Here is a 16,776-nt window from a genome sequence, read left to right on the forward strand (position 1 = left end):
TCGTGCCCCTCCCGTCCGCTCTTTCGTTTTCTCTGAATTCCCCACTCGTATTCTCCCCCCCCACTACCCCTTCCGCCCCTTGCCCCGCCAATCCCACCGACCCGGCCATATTGCGTAGCAACATGCGTCCGCCCCGAGGCTGTGCTAAAAAATGCGCGCCAATCGTTTAGATCGATCCAAATCGACACCCCCACGATCCCCGGCAACGGCAGCCCGGGCAGACGCCAATCAGATCTTGAGCGGACGCACCACCAGGCCCCGGTTTCACTGGTTTTTTAGATCGATACAAGTCAACGTTTCAGCAGACAATTCAATCCAGGAGAGGGAGAGAGTGGAATGAAACAGATCAAACCCAAGCAGGGCCGGGACACCTTGTCCGCCGCCATTGCCGTGGCCTTGTTCGCCGTCGCCGCCGTACCCGGCGTTGCGTTGGCGCAGCAGGCAACTACCACCAGCAGCGCCGATGCCACCACGCTCGACAGCGTCACCGTCACCGGCTACCGCTACGCCATCGAAAAAAGCCTTGAGCAGAAGCGCGACGCCAATGCCGTGGTCGAGGTGATCACCGCCGAAGACGTCGGCAAGTTCCCCGACAAGAACGTGGCCGACGCGCTGCAGCGCGTGCCCGGCGTGATCATCACCCGCGACGGTGGCGAAGGTAAGAACGTCAGCGTGCGCGGCCTGTCCTCGGAGCTGACCCTGACCGAGTTGAACGGCAACTACGTGGCCACCGCCGAATCCAACGGCGACCCGACCCGTTCGTTCAACTACACCCTGCTGCCGTCGAACATGCTGGGCAGCGCCGAGCTGTTCAAGTCGCCGGAAGCGCGCATCGACGAAGGCGGCATCGGCGGCACGGTGATCCTGCACACGCGCCGCCCGCTGGACATGGAAGCCAACACCGGCTTCGTCTCCGTTGAAGGCACCTGGGCCGACACCAGCAAGAAGACCGACGGCCAGCTTTCCGCCTCGTACTCGTGGCACGACAAGGACGAGCGCTTCGGCGTGTTCGTCGGTTACACCGACCAGAAGCGCACTACCCGCACCATGGGCGCCAGCACCGAAGGCTGGTCCTGGTATGGCCGTGACGAAGGTGGCACTGCAGTTGACGTCAAAGGCAACCCCTCCGACTTCAATTCCAACTGGTGGGGCGGTACCGGCTTCTACGACCAGAACGGCAAGTACTACACCGGCTTCATGATGCCGACCTCGGTGAACCTCGACGTCACGGAAGAGGAACGCGAGCGCAAGGGCGGCCAGATAACCCTCCAGTTCAAGCCGCTGGACAACCTCACCCTGACCGCGAACTACTTCCGCTTCGACCTGTCGCAGGACTCCCAGACCCACACCATCAAGGTGCCGGAATGGAACATCGCCCGCTACTGGGGCGATGGCAACTGGGCCGGCGGCCGCCTGCTCGATGGGCTGACCATGGACCCGAGTGGCACCATCGTCACCGGCGCCGACTACAGCAAGCACCCGGGCAAAACGTATTACTGCAAGGAGCCGACGAAGGAAGAGATCGCGGCGGGTCGGCAGCCGGGCGGCTGGGGTTCCGACGACTGTACCGTACCGACTCCGCAGATCACCGGCAGCTACAACCTCGAAAAGGCACTGTCGCAGACCGCTGATTTCTCCGCCGAATGGATCGGCGAGTCGGTCGACATCTCCTTCAAGGGCGGCCGCACCTGGGCCAAGGGTGGCCCGTCGCTGCAGTTCTCGGTGCCGCTCAAGCCGCGCAGCCAGAATGCCGACGGCAGCTGGAACCTGGGCAACCTGGCCAGCTCCTGGAACCTGACCGGCACACCGTCGATGGCGTTCTCGCCGGAACTGATGCAGAACCTGAAAAACGGCATTCTGCAGGTTGACCTTGGCTCCACCGGCTCGTCATGGACCCGCAACACCAACCAGCAGAAATACGCTCAGATCGATACCACCTGGCACAACGACTCCGGCTTCCTGGAATCGCTGCAGTTCGGCGTCAAGTACCGTGACGGCGGCATCCACCGCAGCACTGGTAACAGCTACTGGGCTTGCCCGGGCACCGACGCCAGCGACTACGGCAACCGCTACTGGAACGGCCGCTGCAACGACGTCGCCCAGCAGTTCTCGCCCGACTTCATCTACGGCATGGGCAACCTGGCCGGCGGCATCAATGCAAGCGCGTTCCCGGCCATCAACTACCCGGCCTACATCGCCCATCTGAACAAGACCTACGGGCCGATGCAGACCCGCAACGAGGACAACTTCGTCTACAACGTGGACGAAAAAATCTACTCCACCTACCTGCAGGCCAATTTCCGTACCGAGCGCCTGCGCGGCAACGTCGGCGTGCGCGTGGTCAGCACTCGCCAACACGCCGATTCCACCGACAAGGTCACCTCGTACAACGACTACTTCTTCGACGATGCCAACGGCAACCCGTTGGCCTGCCAAGATACCGATCCGGTGCCGGGTGGCGCGCCCGTTGATACCTACTGCGGCAGCGAAAAATACTGGCGACTCTCGGACGACCAGCAGCGCGAAGAGTCGTTCGCGGTCACCGGCCTGGACCGCAGCTACACCGACGTGCTGCCCAGCTTCAACCTGGCCTATGACCTGACCGACAACCTGCTGCTGCGTGCGGCAGCCTCCAAGGTGATCGCGCGCCCGAGTTACAACAACATCGCCGCTCCGGGCAGCCTGGAGTACTTCAGCCCCGAATACGTCAACGACCGCCGCCTCACCGGTGGCGCCAGTGAACAGGGCTGGTACGGCTCGGGCAGCAACAAGAATCTGGAAGCCTACAAGGCCACCCAGTACGACATCGGCGTGGAGTGGTACTTCCAACCCGGCTCGGTGCTGGGTCTGGGCCTGTTCCGCAAGGACGTCAGCAACTTCTCGGTACCGGTGGTGCAGGACGTAACGCAGAACGTCGGCGGCCAGACCGTGGTGGTACAGAACTACTCCACCACCGCCGGTGGTCGTGATGCGGTATCGCAGGGCCTGGAGTTCTACGCCCAGCACACGCTGGACTTCGGCCTCGGCTTCCAGGCGAACTACACCTGGAACGACACCAACGAAGCGGCGATCACCCTGGAAGACGGCACCGAGATCGGCAAGTCACCGCTGGTTGGCAGCGCCGAGAACCAGGCCAACTTCACCGTGTTCTATGAAGTGGAAAAGCTGCTGCTGCGTGCCTCATGGAACCGTCGCGGTGAAGTGGTGCAGGGCCTGGTCAGCGGCCTGAATCTCTATCAGGAGCCCTACCAGCAGATCGATCTGAACGCCGCCTACAACATCACCCCGGCGTTGAGCCTGAGTGCCTCGGTGTTGAACCTGACCAAGGAAGAGACGCGCACCCATCTGGGCAACGACACCAAGGCGCGCTTCTATTCCAATGGTTATGCAGGCCGTGTGGTCTATTTCGGCGTGAACTGGAAGTTCTAAGACGGTTGTAACCGTGCCCAGCGCACGGAGTTGATGAAAAGCCGCGCTGGCAACAGCGCGGCTTTTTCATTGCAGCAACGCCGCAAGCAGAATGCCTTCCCTTCTCCCGTTGGCGTTGAAGGTGCCCGAAAGGCGGATGGGATGCTGTTGCTGTTGCTGTTGCTGTTGCTGTTGCTGTTGCTGTTGCTGGTGCTGGAGCCGTTGCTGTGGCTGTTGCTTTGGCGTTTGCAGCCACTGCAAAGACCGAAGGAGACCGCCTTCCCTTCTCCCGCCTGCGGGGGAAGGTGCCCGAAGGGCGGATGGGGGGCGCTGTGGCTGTGGCTGTGGCTGTGGCTGTGGCTGCTGCTGTGGCTGTGGCTGCTGCTGCGACTGCGGCTGCTGCTGTTGCTTTGGCTGCTGCCGTTGCTTTGGCGTTTGCAGCCACTGTAAAGACCGAAGGAGGCGCCTTCCCTTCTCCCGCCTGCGGGGGAAGGTGCCCGAAGGGCGGTTGGGGGCGCTTTTGCTTTTGCTTTTGCTTTTGCTTTTGCTTTTGCTGTTGCTGTTGTTTGTGCTTCTACGGCATTTCCGGGCAAAGAAACCACAAGGCAAAGTCAAAAGCTCCCCTCACCCCAACCCCTCTCCCGCAAGCGGGAGAGGGGCTCGCATTCCTGTGCTCCCGCAATTCCTGCATTCCTGCATTCCTGCATTCCTGCGCTTCTCTGCTTCTGCGCTCCCGCATTCCCGCATTCCCGCATTCCCGCATTCCCGCATTCCCGCATTCCCGCATTCAAAAATCCTCGCATCAACTCAAGTCAGCGCCGTCATGACTCCCTTCCGATACGCTGGCCGCTGCTGCAACCGTGCATACCACGCCGCCAAATGCGGCAGCTCCGGGCGTTGGATCGGCATTTCAAACCAGGCGTAGATAAACGACCCCAACGGAATATCGCCCATCGCGAAACGTTCGCCAGACAGCCACGGCTGCTCGGCCAATGCCGCGTCGGCAAGCGTCAGCAGCTCGCCACAGCGCAGCAAGGCCGCTGCGATGCGCGCCTCATCACGGTCCGCCGGCGCGGTGCGCAGCACGCCCCAGAACAGATCACGGAACGCCACCGCGAAACTCGAGGTGGTCCAATCCATCCACTGCTCGCTGCGCGCGCGTTCCACCGGATCTGCCGGATACAGCACGTCCAGCGCATAACGTGCGCTCAGGTAACGGACGATGGCATTGGATTCCCATACCGGCAGGCCATGGTCTTCGATCACCGGCACCAACCCGTTGGGATTCATCGCGCGGTATTCGGCGCTCTGCGTGCCACCAAACGCGCCGCCAACTTCGATGGATTCATACGGCAAGCCGATCTCCTCGGCACACCACAGCACTTTGCGCACATTGCTGGAATTGCGCCGGCCCCAGATCTTCAACATTCAGTCACTCCTTCCATCAGGTTTCATCACGCGCGCCCTTGCGCGGCAGCGCGCGCACCGCCGATGCCTTGCCGGCGCGCTTGACCTCGAACAAACCGGTCGCGGCGATCAGGTCGCTCAACTTGCGATAGCCATAGTTGCGCGAATCAAACGAGGCCCGGTTTGCAATCTGATTGCCTACCGCGCTCAGCAGGGCCCAACCCTGCTCGTCGGCAACCGCATCCACCGCGCCACGCAGCAGGTTGAGCAGGCGCGTATCGCCGCGCAGCTCATTGGCAGTGCGCGGAGTAATCGGTGCTGCAGGTGACTCCGCCGATTCACTGCTTGTCGGCTCGCTACTTGCCGGTTCACTGCTTGTCGCTTCGCTACTCGTTGGTTCGCTGCTTGCCGGTGCGGTGCTGGCGGCCGGCTCGGCCGTCTCCGCTGGCGCATTACCCAGCGCTTCCAGATAGATGAACTTCGAGCAGGCATTGACGAAGGCCAATGGTGTTTTCTGCTGGCCAAAGCCGTACACCTTCAAGCCGTCAGTAAGGATGCGCATCACCAGCGGGGTGAAGTCAGCATCGCTGGAGACAATCGCAAAGCCGTCCAGGTTGCGCGCGTACAGCAGGTCCATCGCATCGACCACCATCGCCATGTCCGAGGCGTTCTTGCCCTTGGAATAGGCGAACTGCTGGATCGGGCGGATCGCGAACTCGTGCAGCACGCTTTCCCAGCCCTTCAACCGCGGGTTCTTCCAGTCACCATAGGCGCGGCGCACGTTGGCCACACCAAAGGCAGCCACTTCCACAAGGATCTCGTCGATCTTCGACGACGGCGCGTTGTCGGCGTCGATCAACAGCGCGATACGCTTTTCAGGCTCAGACACGGGGCAACTCCATGGCGACAAGCTGAGTGCCAGTATCGGTCATCGCTGTTTCAAAGCACATCAATGCGATGATGCCGGCTGACAACCCGCCCCCATGGCCGGTTCACCGGCCCCATCGGAGTACGTCATGCCGCAACACCCGCATCTTGTCGTCGTCGGCGGTGGTTTCGCCGGGCTCTGGGCCAGCCGTGCGCTGGCCGATGCGCCACTGCGCATCACCCTGGTCGACCGCCGCAATCACCATCTGTTCCAGCCCCTGCTCTACCAGGTTGCCACGGCCGGCTTGTCGGCACCGGATATCGCCGCCCCGCTGCGCCATATCCTCGGCAAGCAGCGCAACGTCGAGGTCCGCCTGGGCGAGGTGACCTCCATCGACAAGCACGCCCGGCAACTGCATCTCGGCGACGGCAGCCAGCTCGGCTACGACATGCTGCTGCTCGCCAGCGGCGCCACCCACGCCTATTTCGGCCATGACGAATGGGCCGCCGACGCGCCCGGCCTGAAGACCCTGGATGACGCGCTCTACCTGCGCCGCAAGCTGCTGCTGGCGTTCGAACGCGCCGAGGCCGAATCCGACCCGGCCAAGCGCGCCGCGTGGCTGAGCTTCGCCATCGTCGGCGGCGGCCCTACCGGGGTGGAATTGGCCGGTACCCTGGCCGAAATCGCCCGCCACACGCTGAAGAACGAATTCCGGCACATCAACCCGGCCGATGCCAAGGTGCGGCTGGTGGAAGCCGGCCAACGCGTGCTGTCCTCGTTCCCGGAAACGCTGTCCTTGAAGGCACGCCGCCAGCTGGAAAAACTGGGCGTGGAAGTGCTCACCGGCACTGCGGTCAGCCATATCGACGGACACGGCTTCCAGCTCGGCGACACGCATGTGCCGGCACGCACGGTGGTGTGGGCCGCTGGTGTGGCCGCTTCACCGCTGGCGCGCACGCTGGAGGTGCCGTTGGACCGTGCCGGCCGCGTGCTGGTCGAGCCTGACCTCACCATTCCTGGCCACCCGGAGATCTTCGTCGGCGGTGACCTGGTCGCGCTGACCCAGGCCAATGGCCGGCCGGTTCCCGGTGTTGCGCCAGCGGCCAAGCAGATGGGCAAGTACGTGGCGCAGGTGATCAGCGCCCGCCTTGCCGGCAAGCCAGTGCCTGCCGCGTTCCGTTACAGCGACCAGGGCAACCTGGCCACCATCGGCCGCATGGCGGCCATCGTCCACGTCGGCAAACTGCAGCTGTCAGGCCTGTTGGCGTGGTGGTTCTGGCTGGCAGCGCACGTGTTCTTCCTGATCGGCTTCCGCAACCGGCTGGTGGTGCTGCTGAACTGGGCGGTGGCCTATTGGAGCTACCAGCGCAGCGCGCGCATCATCCTCGGCGATGCCGACGAGGACGATGGCAAGGAGCCGGCAGGCTGAGCCGGCTCACACGGTCAGCTGCCGCCGTTGGCGAACTGTTCGAATACTTCGCGTCCGGTCAGCATCGGCGTCTGGTTGGCCAGGTCGTAGTACGGCGGCTTTTCGTCGATGAAGATCTGGCTGGCCAGCTCGAAGCTGTGATCCTGGAACACGCCGGCCGGTACGAAATACTCGCCGTCCGGCACCAGCCGGTAATACAGGTGCGTACCGCACTGCCCGCAGAAGCCACGCTCGGCCCAGTCCGAGGAGCGGTAGCTTTTCACGGTGTCGCCGAGCACCTGCACCTGGTCATCGCAATGCACCGCGAACAACGGACCGCCGGACCAGCGCCGGCACATGCTGCAGTGGCACAGGCCAATCTCGGAACTGTCGTTGGCGATCACTTCGACAGCACCACACAGGCAGTTTCCTTTCATCGTCAGATCCGGCGCAAAGAGGAATGCCGAATTTACACGGGAAAGCCATGCGCGATCACCTGTAGTGCCGAGCCATGCTCGGCAGGGGCTTTACCGACATCGCCGCTCTTGTAGTGCCGAGCCACGCTCGGCTGGGGTCTTACCGACGACGGTTGGTCCGTGCATGAAGCCCCAGCCGAGCATGGCTCGGCACTACATGGGCCTTATGCTACGGGTAAGGCCCCAGCCGAGCATGGCTCGGCACTACATGGGCCTTACGCTATGGGTAAGGCCCCTGCCGAGCATGGCTCGGCACTACAACGCAAAGGCCCGGGTTTCCCCGGGCCTTTGGCGTTCATCGCTGCGGCCTTGCTCAGGCGGCGAACAATGCCTTCATCTTCTTCAGCGCGTTCGCTTCGATCTGGCGGATGCGCTCGGCCGATACGCCGTACTCATCTGCCAGTTCCTGCAGCGTCACCTTGCTGTCGGCATCCAACCAACGGCGGGCGATGATGTCGCGCGAACGCTGGTCAAGCTTGGACAGGCCTTCACGCAGCAGGCTCAGCTGATTGTCTTCGCTGTCCTCACGCTCGTAGGCCTGCGACGGATCTTCATCGCGTGCGACCAGATACGCAGCCGGCGACGGCGGCGCATGATCGTCGTCGTCATCGGACGGCGCATCGAAACCGATGTCACGGCCGGACAGACGCGATTCCATCTCCATCACTTCACGCTCGGAGACGTTCAGATCCTTGGCAACCGCGCTGACCTCAGCAGCGTTCATCCAGCCCAGACGGGTCTTTGACTTGCGCAGGTTGAAGAACAGCTTGCGCTGCGCCTTGGTCGTGGCGACCTTGACGATGCGCCAGTTCTTGAGGATGAACTCGTGCATCTCGGCACGGATCCAATGCACGGCGAAGGACACCAGGCGCACGCCCATGTCCGGGTCGAAGCGCTTGACCGCCTTCATCAGGCCGATGTTGCCTTCCTGGATCAGGTCGCCCAGCTGCAGGCCGTAGCCGTTGTAACCGCGGGCCACGTGCACCACGAAGCGCAGGTGCGAATGCACCAGCTCACGCGCGGCGTGCAGGTCCTGTTCGTCACGGAAGCGGCGGGCCAGGTCCTGTTCCTCATCGACCGACAGCACCGGGATCTGGTGCACGGCACCGATGTAGGCGTCCAGCGAACCGAGCGCACTGGGAATCGGGAGATTGTTTGCCACAAGGGCAGTGGAGGTGTTCAGGTTCATAGGACCTCATCTTAGCAGTCGAACTATTGGACTGCTCGGTACAGAAAAAGTTCCAGCGTTCTGTTTTTGTCAGCAAACCCAGGGTCAAACCTGAATAGGCGACAGCAACGTAGGCATTCCAAGGACCGCCAAGGTAGCAAAGCCAAGGTCACCGCGATATGACACGGATCAAGGAAATTCAGCTGCCAGCAGGTGCCGGCTGCAGCGCTGCCCGGGCCGGCAAACGCCAGTCAATCCGCGCCTGCCCGCGGCGGGCCAGGTAGTCGTTGGTCTGCGAGAAATGCCGGCAGCCCAGAAAGCCCCGGTGCGCCGACAACGGCGACGGATGCGGGGCCTTCAGCACGCGATGGCGGCCGGTATCGATGACCTTGCCCTTCTGCTGGGCGTAGGCGCCCCACAGCAGGAATACCAGGCCTTCGCGCTCGCGGTTGAGCACATCGACCACATGGTCGGTGAAACCCTCCCAGCCACGCTTCTGATGCGCGCCGGCCTTGCCCTCTTCCACCGTCAACACGGCATTGAGCAGCAGCACGCCCTGCTGCGCCCACGGCAGCAGGCAGCCATGGTCCGGGCGCGGAATGGCGAGGTCGGTCTCAAGCTCTTTATAGATATTGAGCAACGATGGCGGCACCGGCACATCCGGCAGGACCGAAAAACTCAGGCCATGGGCCTGGCCATAGCCGTGGTAAGGGTCCTGCCCCAGCACCACCACCTTTACCTGCTCGAACGGCGTGGCATCGAAGGCGGCGAAAATCTGCGGGCCCGGCGGGAATACATGCGCACCGGCCGCCTTGCGCTTGCGCAGGAAGGCCGACAGCTCACGCATCTCCGGACGCAGCAGCCAGTCGCCGATGCGTGCCTTCCAACTGGGCTCAAGCTGGATCTGGGTACCGTCTTCGCTCACAGCACCACCGCCGGCTGTGCCATGCGCGCCAGCCGCAGCTGGAACAGCACCTTGGTCACCAGCAGACGTTCTTCAATGGGTTTCTGCACCAGATCATTGGCGCCGGACTGCAGCAATGCCGACTGATTGTGCGGGTTGCCATCACCGGTCATCACCAGCACCGGCAGGCGACGCTTGCCATAGGCGAAGTCGACGCGGATGCGTTCAACCACATCGCGGCCACTGAGCTCGCCCTTGAGGGTGACGTCGGTCAGCACCAGATCCACCTGCCGCGTGGTGCGGCCCAGCGATTCGGCGGTGAGCAGCGAAAACGCATCTTCGGCGGTAAGCACGTGCACTACATGCAGGTCATGGCGTTCGAGCATGCGCTTGGTGGCCTCGGCCACCACGCGACTGTCCTCGACGTAAAGCACGGTGGCATTGGCTACCGGCTCGGGCTGCACATAGCCACGGATGAAGGTGGCCAGGGCTTCGTGGCCCAGCGCCTTGTCGAAATAATCGGTGACGTATTCGGTGAAGCGGCGCTGCTCCAGATGTTGCTGGGCATCACCGGAGACCACGATCACCGGCACATAGGCCTGCCCGGCGGTCTCGCGGACGCCACGGGCCAGCGCCAGGCCATCGCCATCGGGCAAGGCCAGCGAGGTGGTGACCAGGTGTACCGGGCCGGCGGCGAGCGCCTCGCGCGCCTCTGCAATGCTGGCGCAGCCCACTACTTCGACATCGGGCAGTTCGCGCTTGAGCACGTCGCTGATCAAACGCCGTACCAGTTTGGATCCATCGACCACCATTACTCGGGGTGCGTCGCTGATCAGGTGCTTGAGCTCGTGCGTGGACATGCGGGCCTCAGGTTTCAGTCGGGCGAGTCTGCCTGAGGAAGTGGCCCGTCACCAGCCATGCCCCCAACCAACCCAGAATCGTGGTGCCTACCAGCACCATGCCCGAATGCAGCAAATCCAGGCCATGCAAGATGAAAGGGCTGCCGTAGCTTTGCGACAGGTTTGCCAACGGTGGCCGCAATGCCAGCCCGCACAGGGCGATCAAGCCCAGCGCCAACGCGCCGGCAGCCAGCCCGTACCACGCGCCCAGGTAGACAAACGGACGGCGGATGAAGCCATCGCTGGCACCGAGCAGCTGCAGTACGCCGATTTCTTCGCGCCGCGCCTGGATATCCAGACGCACGGTATTGCCCACCACCAGCGCCGCGCCCAGCCCCAGCAGTGCCGACAACACCTGCACCAGCCGCGCGCCGAAATTCAGCCAACCATCCAGCCGCTGCCGCCACAGCGCATCGTGTTGGACCAGATCGGCCTGCGGCAGCGCTTCCAGCGATTTGGCCAGGGCCGCGTCATCGCCGTTGGCCGGGGTGACGATCAGCAAGGTCGGCAAGGGGTTCTCGCCCAGCGCATCGATGGCTTCGCCCAGCCCGGCGTTCTGCCGCAGCTCGGCCAGGCCTTCGTCCGGCGTACGCAGCAGCACCTGGCCGACATCGGCGCGTGCACGCAGGCTGGTGACCAGTTCCTGCGCCGCCGCTGCATCGACATCGGTCTTCAGGAACAGATTGATATCGCGCGACTGCTGCACGCTGCCGGCGAAATGTTTGAGGTTGTCCAAGGCGATAGACAACCCCAGCGGCAACGCCAGGGCCAGCGCCATCACCGCCACGGTCAGCGCGGTCGCCCACGGCTTGCGCGCGGCACGGCCAAGGCTGAACACCACGCTGTGCAGATGATGGTTGAGCCAGGTGAACAGCCGCGACGGCGCGGCGCTGCCGGTGTTTTCGGGTTTGCTGCTGCTCATTCGGCCAGATCCTGCGGCGAGATGTCATCGACCAGACGGCCGTGGTCGAGAATCAGCACGCGCTTGCGCATCTGCTTGAGCAGGGCCAGATCATGGCTGACCACCAGCACGCTGGTACCGCGTGCCGGCAGTTCTGCAAACAGGGTCATGATTTCCGCCGCCAGGGTCGGGTCGAGGTTGCCGGTAGGCTCGTCGGCCACCAGCAGTTTGGGCTCGGCGACAATCGCGCGGGCAATGCCGACACGCTGCTGCTCACCGGCTGACAGTTCGCTGGGCAGTGCCTTCTCGCGATGGCCAAGACCCATCCGCTCCAGCACCGAACGCACCCGCTTGCCGGTATCGGCACGGCGGTCGCCGCGCAGGATCAATGGCAGCGCGACGTTTTCGCCGATGCTGCGGTCCACCAGCAGCCGGTGGTCCTGATAGACCGCGCCTACTTCGCGCCGGTGCAGGGCAACCTTGCCGCCCCGCACCTTGAGCAGGTTGCGCTCGCCGAAGATGACCGCGCCACGGCTGGGCCGTTCGCTGAGGTGGATCAACTTGAGCAGGGTGCTCTTGCCGGCACCGGAGTGCCCGGTGACGAACAGCATTTCACCGGCCGCCACTTCAAAGCTGACATCCACCAGCGCCTGGTGGCCGCCGGCGTATTGTTTGCTGACATTGTCAAAACGCAGAACGCTCATCCTGCCGATTATGCAGGAGCGCAGGCAGACTGCGGAGATGCAGGTCACGTGTAATGCCGGATATGCCCTGTAGTGCCGAGCCATGCTCGGCAGGGGCCTTACCGGGAAAGCCTCTGCCCAGCATGGCTCGGCACTACCTTGGCATTGCTTGGAAAGCCCCTGCCGAGCATGGCTCGGCACTACCTTCGCATCTTTGGGGAAGCCCCTGCCGAGCATGGCTCGGCACTACCAACCGCCTTCTGCCTCCCCTTGCAGGGGAGGCTTTCGCAGCGATCAGCTGCCTGACAGCATCCGGCGGATCTTGCGGCCGAGGCGGGTCAGGAACGAATCATTGTCGTTGCCAGCGCGCATCGGCTTGGCCTGTACCTGTACCGGGCCGTTGTTGCTGGCCACTGCCGGTGCTGCACCTTCGGCGCCTTCAACCGGACGGCCATGACGACGGCGACGACGCTTGCGCTGTCCGCGCTCGCCTTCCTCGGCCGGGTTGTTGGCGGCATGCGGCGCACCTTCGGCGGCCGGACGCGGCGGCTTGGGCGTGCCTTCGGCAGTGGCAGCGGCGCCCTCGACGCGCGGTTTGCGGGGCGGACGCGGCTTGCCATCAGCACTGCGCTCACCACGACGTTCGCCAGGCTTGGCGCCGGTGCGACCACCACCACGACGGGCTTCGTCAGCGGCCTTCTGCTCGCGCGCTTCGCGGAAGATGCTGCCAACGCTTTCTTCTTCTTCGCCGGCTTCCAGCGGTGCGCGCTCCGGGCGCGGCAGCGCGGTCAGCACTTCGGCAGTGACCGCTTCAACCGGGATCTTCTGCTCGATGTAAGCCTCGATGTCCGGCAGGCTGATCGCATAGCGCTCGCAGGCGAAGCTGATCGCATCGCCTTCTTCGCCCAGACGCGCGGTACGACCGATGCGGTGCACATAGTCTTCGGCGTCGAACGGCAGATCGTAGTTGTAGACGTACTTGATGCCGTCGATGTGCAGGCCGCGGGCGGCCACATCGGTGGCGACCAGCACTTCCAGCTGGCCCTTCTGGAAGCGGTTGAGCAGGCTCTCACGCTTCTTCTGTGGCACGTCGCCGGACAGCACGCCGACGCGGTAGCCGGCACGTTCCAGCGCGCGCGCAACGCGCTCGACAAACACCTTGGTGTTGACGAACACCATGGTGCGGGCGCCTTCACTGCGCGACAGCAGGCCGATCAGCAGCGGCAGCTTTTCTTCGTCGGCGGGGAAATAGATGCGCTGGCGCACGCGGTCGGCGGTGATGCTTTCGGTCTCCACCACCAGCTTCTGCGGCTCGTTCATGTGTTCGTAGGCCAGCTCCAGCACGCGGTGGCTGAGGGTGGCGCTGAACAGCAGGGTCTGGCGCGTGGTGCGCTCGGGCATGCGCCGCAGCAGGAAGCGGATGTCCTTGATGAAGCCCAGGTCGAACATGCGGTCGGCTTCGTCCAGCACGCAGATTTCGCAGGCGTGCAGCGAAACCACCTTGTGCTGCTTGACGTAGTCGATCAGGCGGCCGGGGGTGGCGATGATCACGTCCACGCCCTGCTGCAGCAGCTCGCGCTGCTTGTCGTAATCCACGCCACCGTAGACCAGCGCGAAGCGCAGGCCGGTGTCGGAGGCGAACTTCATCGCGTCCTTGTGGATCTGGATGGCCAGCTCGCGGGTCGGGGCCAGGATCAGCGCGCGCGGATCCTCCGGCTTTCGGTCAGCCAGCGCCGGGCGGGTGAGCAGGCGGTTGGCGACGGCGACCAGGAAGGCCAGCGTCTTGCCGGTGCCGGTCTGCGCCTGGCCGGCGACATCGCCGCCTGGCAGAGCCACCGGCAAGGTCAGCGCCTGAATGGGGGTGCAGCGAGTGAAACCTGCGCCCTCAAGGCCTGCCAGCAGCGAAGGCTGCAGGTCGAAGGAAGAAAACGTTACGTCGGTTAGCGGTTTGTCGCTCATTGATTTCGTCTTTGTAGTGCCAGCCGGTCAGTGTGGCCGGGCAGCTTGCATCGATTCGGGCACCGTCGCACACTGCGGCCCCTGCGCCGGGTCGCGCGACACCTGGGCCCTGCCCACTGTCCGCGCAATGCCCCAGTTTACCGCAATGCGACGGCCAACCCGGCATGGGCAGTCGCATTGCACCAGGAGACTCCAAGTGAGCGATAAGGTTTTACACGTCGGCGACGCCGACTTCGACAGCGCCGTCCTGCAATCGAGCGAACCGGTCCTGGTGGATTTCTGGGCTGAATGGTGCGGCCCGTGCAAGATGATCTCCCCGGTTTTGGACGAATTGGCTGACGCCTATGACGGCAAGCTGAAGATCGCCAAGGTCAATGTGGACGAAAATCGCGCCACCGCGATCAAGTACCACGTGCGCTCGATCCCGATGCTGCTGCTGTTCAAGGATGGCCAGATCCAGGCCACCCAGATCGGCGCGGTCGGCAAGGGCCAGCTGAGCCAGATGATCGACAAGGCGCTGGTCTGATCCAGCCAGGTCCGGCGGCCCCGTGCCGCCGGCCACCGGGCCTGCCATACCGCGGCCCAACAGGGTTCTGCAGGCGCTTGCACCGCCGCGCTTGGCGGTGTTAGTGTCGCTACATCCGGCAGCATTCGCGTGCCGCACCCTCTGGACGGGTTCTCGTCCGGATCATCCCAACCAATTCGCAGCCCCGCAGGGCGCTCGCACGTCTAAGCGAGAGGAATCAAGCACTTGTCCGAGAACACTCCTTCTGAAACCGGGAGCACCGACGCTCCTGTCGAGAAGCGCGTGCGCAAGCCGCGTGTTGCCAAAGCAGTTGAAAGCGCCGACAGCGGTGCCTCTGCTCCCGCACAGCCGGCCCTGCCGTTGCCCGCCGCTCCGGCGCCGGTAGCTGCCGCACCCGCCCCCGCTGCCCCAGCCCCCGTTGCTCCGACCCCTGCGCCTGCCGCGGCGGCGTCCAGCAACGAAGGCCAGGCCTCGTCCGCAAGCTCCGGCGACAACGCGTCGCAGGGCGGCCAGGACGGTGGCGAGAGCAACCAGCGCTACGGCCAGAACAACCAGCAGGGTCAGGGTCAGGGCCAAGGCAACCGCCGCGACCGTTTCCGCAACCGTCGCGACCGTGACCGCAACCGTCCGCGTGACGACAACGGCATGAGCAACGATGGCGGCAACGAGCCGTTCGTACCGCGCTCGATGCCGGGCGTGCCGGAAGGCTTCCCGGTCTATTCGCTGAGCGACCTGAAGCGGATGCCGGCGCAGAAGCTGCTGGAAATCGCCGAGCAGCTGCAGATCTCCGAAGGCGTGGCGCGTGCCCGCAAGCAGGACGTGATCTTCGCCCTGCTCAAGGTGCTGACCCGCCACGGTGACGGCGTCGCCGCCGACGGCGTGCTGGAAATCCTGCCGGACGGCTTCGGCTTCCTGCGCGCGGCCGAGGCCAGCTACCTGGCCGGCCCGGACGACACCTACATCTCGCCCAGCCAGATCCGCCGCTTCAACCTGCGCACCGGCGACCACCTGTCCGGCCGTATCCGCTTCCCGAAGGACGGCGAGCGTTACTTCGCCCTGTCGATCGTGGACACCATCAACGGTGAGCCGATCGAAGCTTCGAAGAACAAGGTGCTGTTCGAAAACCTGACCCCGCTGTTCCCGCGCAAGCGCTTCACGCTTGAGCGCGGCAACGGCTCCTCGGAAGACATCACCGGTCGTATCCTCGACCTGATGGCACCGCAGGGCAAGGGCCAGCGCGCGCTGATCGTCTCGCCGCCGAAGGCGGGTAAGACGATGATGATGCAGCAGATCGCCACGGCCATCACCACCAACCATCCGGAAGTGCACATGATCGTGCTGCTGGTGGATGAGCGCCCGGAAGAAGTGACCGAAATGCAGCGCACCGTGCGCGGCGAAGTGGTCTCCTCAACCTTCGACGAACCGGCAGCGCGTCACGTGCAGGTCGCCGAAATGGTGATCGAGCGTGCCAAGCGCCTGGTCGAGCACAAGAAGGACGTGGTGATCCTGCTCGACTCGATCACCCGTCTGGCCCGCGCCTACAACAACGTCGTACCGAGCTCCGGCAAGGTCCTGACCGGTGGTGTGGACGCCAACGCCCTGCACCGCCCGAAGCGTTTCTTCGGTGCTGCACGTAACGTTGAAGAAGGCGGCTCGCTGACCATCATCGCCACCGCGCTGGTTGAAACCGGCTCGAAGATGGACGAAGTGATCTACGAAGAATTCAAGGGCACCGGCAACAGCGAAGTGCATTTGAACCGTCGCATCACTGAAAAGCGCGTCTACCCGGCCATCGACATCAACCGTTCCGGCACCCGCCGCGAAGACCTGTTGATCGAACCGGAGCTGCTGCAGAAGATCTGGATCCTGCGCAAGCTGCTGCATCCGATGGACGAAATCGCTGCGATGGAGTTCCTGCTGGACAAGATGAAGAACACCAAGTCCAACGACGAGTTCTTCGGCTCGATGAAGCGCTGATTCCGGTTGGAGTTGGCTGCAGACAAAAACCCCGCGAAAGCGGGGTTTTTGTTGTGTGGTGATTGGGCAGGCGATGCGGCCTCACCTCACCTGTAGAGCCGAGCCCAGCACGGCTGAAGCTTTAACCGTAAACCCCCAGCCCAAACAAGCACGGCCCAAAAATTTGGAATTCCCCGTAAGCCCCAACCCACC

General features: G+C 63.8%; 14 protein-coding genes and 1 pseudogene. 5 read left to right on the top strand and 10 right to left on the bottom strand.

Annotated elements, in window-relative coordinates; translation table 11 throughout:
• The first annotated feature begins 336 nt into the window (after positions 1–336).
• Together ACVOKO_RS18440 and ACVOKO_RS18445 are read left to right on the top strand one after the other, a co-directional pair.
• Positions 337–3,429, top strand: a complete 3,093-nt coding sequence (locus ACVOKO_RS18440; RefSeq protein ID WP_346500662.1) for a TonB-dependent receptor — start codon at positions 337–339, stop codon at positions 3,427–3,429.
• Positions 3,430–3,570: 141 nt separating this feature from the next.
• Entirely contained in the window at positions 3,571–3,858 is a 288-nt protein-coding gene (locus ACVOKO_RS18445; protein WP_346500664.1) for a hypothetical protein, read from the top strand.
• 357 nt (positions 3,859–4,215) lie between these two features.
• On the opposite strand, the gene ACVOKO_RS18450 is transcribed toward ACVOKO_RS18445, so the two are convergent.
• The 3 genes and pseudogenes from ACVOKO_RS18450 to ACVOKO_RS18460 all read right to left on the bottom strand — a co-directional run.
• Positions 4,216–4,836 (bottom strand): glutathione S-transferase family protein, encoded by a 621-nt coding sequence (locus ACVOKO_RS18450; RefSeq protein ID WP_057628056.1) that lies wholly within the window; start codon positions 4,834–4,836, stop codon positions 4,216–4,218.
• Between the two features lie 16 nt (positions 4,837–4,852).
• Positions 4,853–5,128: an OST-HTH/LOTUS domain-containing protein gene (locus tag ACVOKO_RS18455; RefSeq protein WP_430980818.1), complete on the bottom strand. Its 276-nt coding sequence runs from the start codon at positions 5,126–5,128 to the stop codon at positions 4,853–4,855.
• Between the two features lie 102 nt (positions 5,129–5,230).
• Positions 5,231–5,704 (bottom strand): annotated as a pseudogene (locus ACVOKO_RS18460) (NYN domain-containing protein); the annotation flags it as partial.
• Between the two features lie 127 nt (positions 5,705–5,831).
• Between ACVOKO_RS18460 and ACVOKO_RS18465 the strand changes: the two are divergent.
• Complete coding sequence (locus ACVOKO_RS18465) at positions 5,832–7,112, top strand: NAD(P)/FAD-dependent oxidoreductase (protein WP_346500666.1); 1,281 nt, start codon at positions 5,832–5,834, stop codon at positions 7,110–7,112.
• A gap of 14 nt (positions 7,113–7,126) precedes the next feature.
• Here the strand turns inward: ACVOKO_RS18465 and ACVOKO_RS18470 are convergent, their stop codons facing one another.
• From ACVOKO_RS18470 to rhlB, 7 genes are all read right to left on the bottom strand, one after another.
• Positions 7,127–7,528: a GFA family protein gene (locus tag ACVOKO_RS18470; protein WP_346500668.1), complete on the bottom strand. Its 402-nt coding sequence runs from the start codon at positions 7,526–7,528 to the stop codon at positions 7,127–7,129.
• Between the two features lie 352 nt (positions 7,529–7,880).
• Positions 7,881–8,756 (bottom strand): RNA polymerase sigma factor RpoH, encoded by an 876-nt coding sequence (gene rpoH / locus ACVOKO_RS18475; protein ID WP_346500670.1) that lies wholly within the window; start codon positions 8,754–8,756, stop codon positions 7,881–7,883.
• A gap of 178 nt (positions 8,757–8,934) precedes the next feature.
• Positions 8,935–9,660, bottom strand: a complete 726-nt coding sequence (ung, locus tag ACVOKO_RS18480; protein WP_346500672.1) for a uracil-DNA glycosylase — start codon at positions 9,658–9,660, stop codon at positions 8,935–8,937.
• Positions 9,657–10,499, bottom strand: coding sequence for a response regulator (locus tag ACVOKO_RS18485; RefSeq protein ID WP_057628046.1), 843 nt, complete (start codon positions 10,497–10,499; stop codon positions 9,657–9,659). The genes ung and ACVOKO_RS18485 overlap by 4 nt, the downstream gene beginning before the upstream one ends.
• A 7-nt stretch (positions 10,500–10,506) precedes the next feature.
• Entirely contained in the window at positions 10,507–11,460 is a 954-nt protein-coding gene (ftsX, locus tag ACVOKO_RS18490) for a permease-like cell division protein FtsX (protein ID WP_346500675.1), read from the bottom strand.
• On the bottom strand, positions 11,457–12,143 hold the full coding sequence (ftsE, locus tag ACVOKO_RS18495; protein ID WP_346500677.1) for a cell division ATP-binding protein FtsE: 687 nt from the start codon (positions 12,141–12,143) through the stop codon (positions 11,457–11,459). Before ftsE ends, ftsX begins: the two co-directional genes overlap by 4 nt.
• Before the next feature lie 273 nt (positions 12,144–12,416).
• Positions 12,417–14,081: an ATP-dependent RNA helicase RhlB gene (rhlB, locus tag ACVOKO_RS18500; protein ID WP_346500679.1), complete on the bottom strand. Its 1,665-nt coding sequence runs from the start codon at positions 14,079–14,081 to the stop codon at positions 12,417–12,419.
• 196 nt (positions 14,082–14,277) lie between these two features.
• Here rhlB and trxA point away from each other — a divergent pair, with 196 nt between their 5' ends.
• Together trxA and rho are read left to right on the top strand one after the other, a co-directional pair.
• A complete protein-coding gene (gene trxA, locus ACVOKO_RS18505; RefSeq protein ID WP_057628040.1) occupies positions 14,278–14,607 on the top strand; it encodes a thioredoxin TrxA in 330 nt (109 codons plus the stop codon).
• A 225-nt stretch (positions 14,608–14,832) separates the two neighbouring features.
• Positions 14,833–16,584, top strand: a complete 1,752-nt coding sequence (gene rho / locus ACVOKO_RS18510; RefSeq protein WP_346500682.1) for a transcription termination factor Rho — start codon at positions 14,833–14,835, stop codon at positions 16,582–16,584.
• The last annotated feature ends 192 nt before the right edge of the window (positions 16,585–16,776 follow it).

The organism is Stenotrophomonas sp. STEN240, assembly GCF_056756175.1.

Bases quoted from the DNA above. Each gene is read 5' to 3' on its own strand.
- ACVOKO_RS18465 (WP_346500666.1), top strand. From the start codon at position 5,832: ATGCCGCAACACCCGCATCTTGTCGTCGTCGGCGGTGGTTTCGCCGGG.
- ACVOKO_RS18450 (WP_057628056.1), bottom strand. From the start codon at position 4,836: ATGTTGAAGATCTGGGGCCGGCGCAATTCCAGCAATGTGCGCAAAGTG.
- rhlB (WP_346500679.1), bottom strand. From the start codon at position 14,081: ATGAGCGACAAACCGCTAACCGACGTAACGTTTTCTTCCTTCGACCTG.
- ACVOKO_RS18470 (WP_346500668.1), bottom strand. From the start codon at position 7,528: ATGAAAGGAAACTGCCTGTGTGGTGCTGTCGAAGTGATCGCCAACGAC.
- ftsX (WP_346500675.1), bottom strand. From the start codon at position 11,460: ATGAGCAGCAGCAAACCCGAAAACACCGGCAGCGCCGCGCCGTCGCGG.
- ACVOKO_RS18440 (WP_346500662.1), top strand. From the start codon at position 337: ATGAAACAGATCAAACCCAAGCAGGGCCGGGACACCTTGTCCGCCGCC.
- ACVOKO_RS18485 (WP_057628046.1), bottom strand. From the start codon at position 10,499: ATGTCCACGCACGAGCTCAAGCACCTGATCAGCGACGCACCCCGAGTA.
- ACVOKO_RS18445 (WP_346500664.1), top strand. From the start codon at position 3,571: ATGCTGTTGCTGTTGCTGTTGCTGTTGCTGTTGCTGTTGCTGTTGCTG.
- ftsE (WP_346500677.1), bottom strand. From the start codon at position 12,143: ATGAGCGTTCTGCGTTTTGACAATGTCAGCAAACAATACGCCGGCGGC.
- rpoH (WP_346500670.1), bottom strand. From the start codon at position 8,756: ATGAACCTGAACACCTCCACTGCCCTTGTGGCAAACAATCTCCCGATT.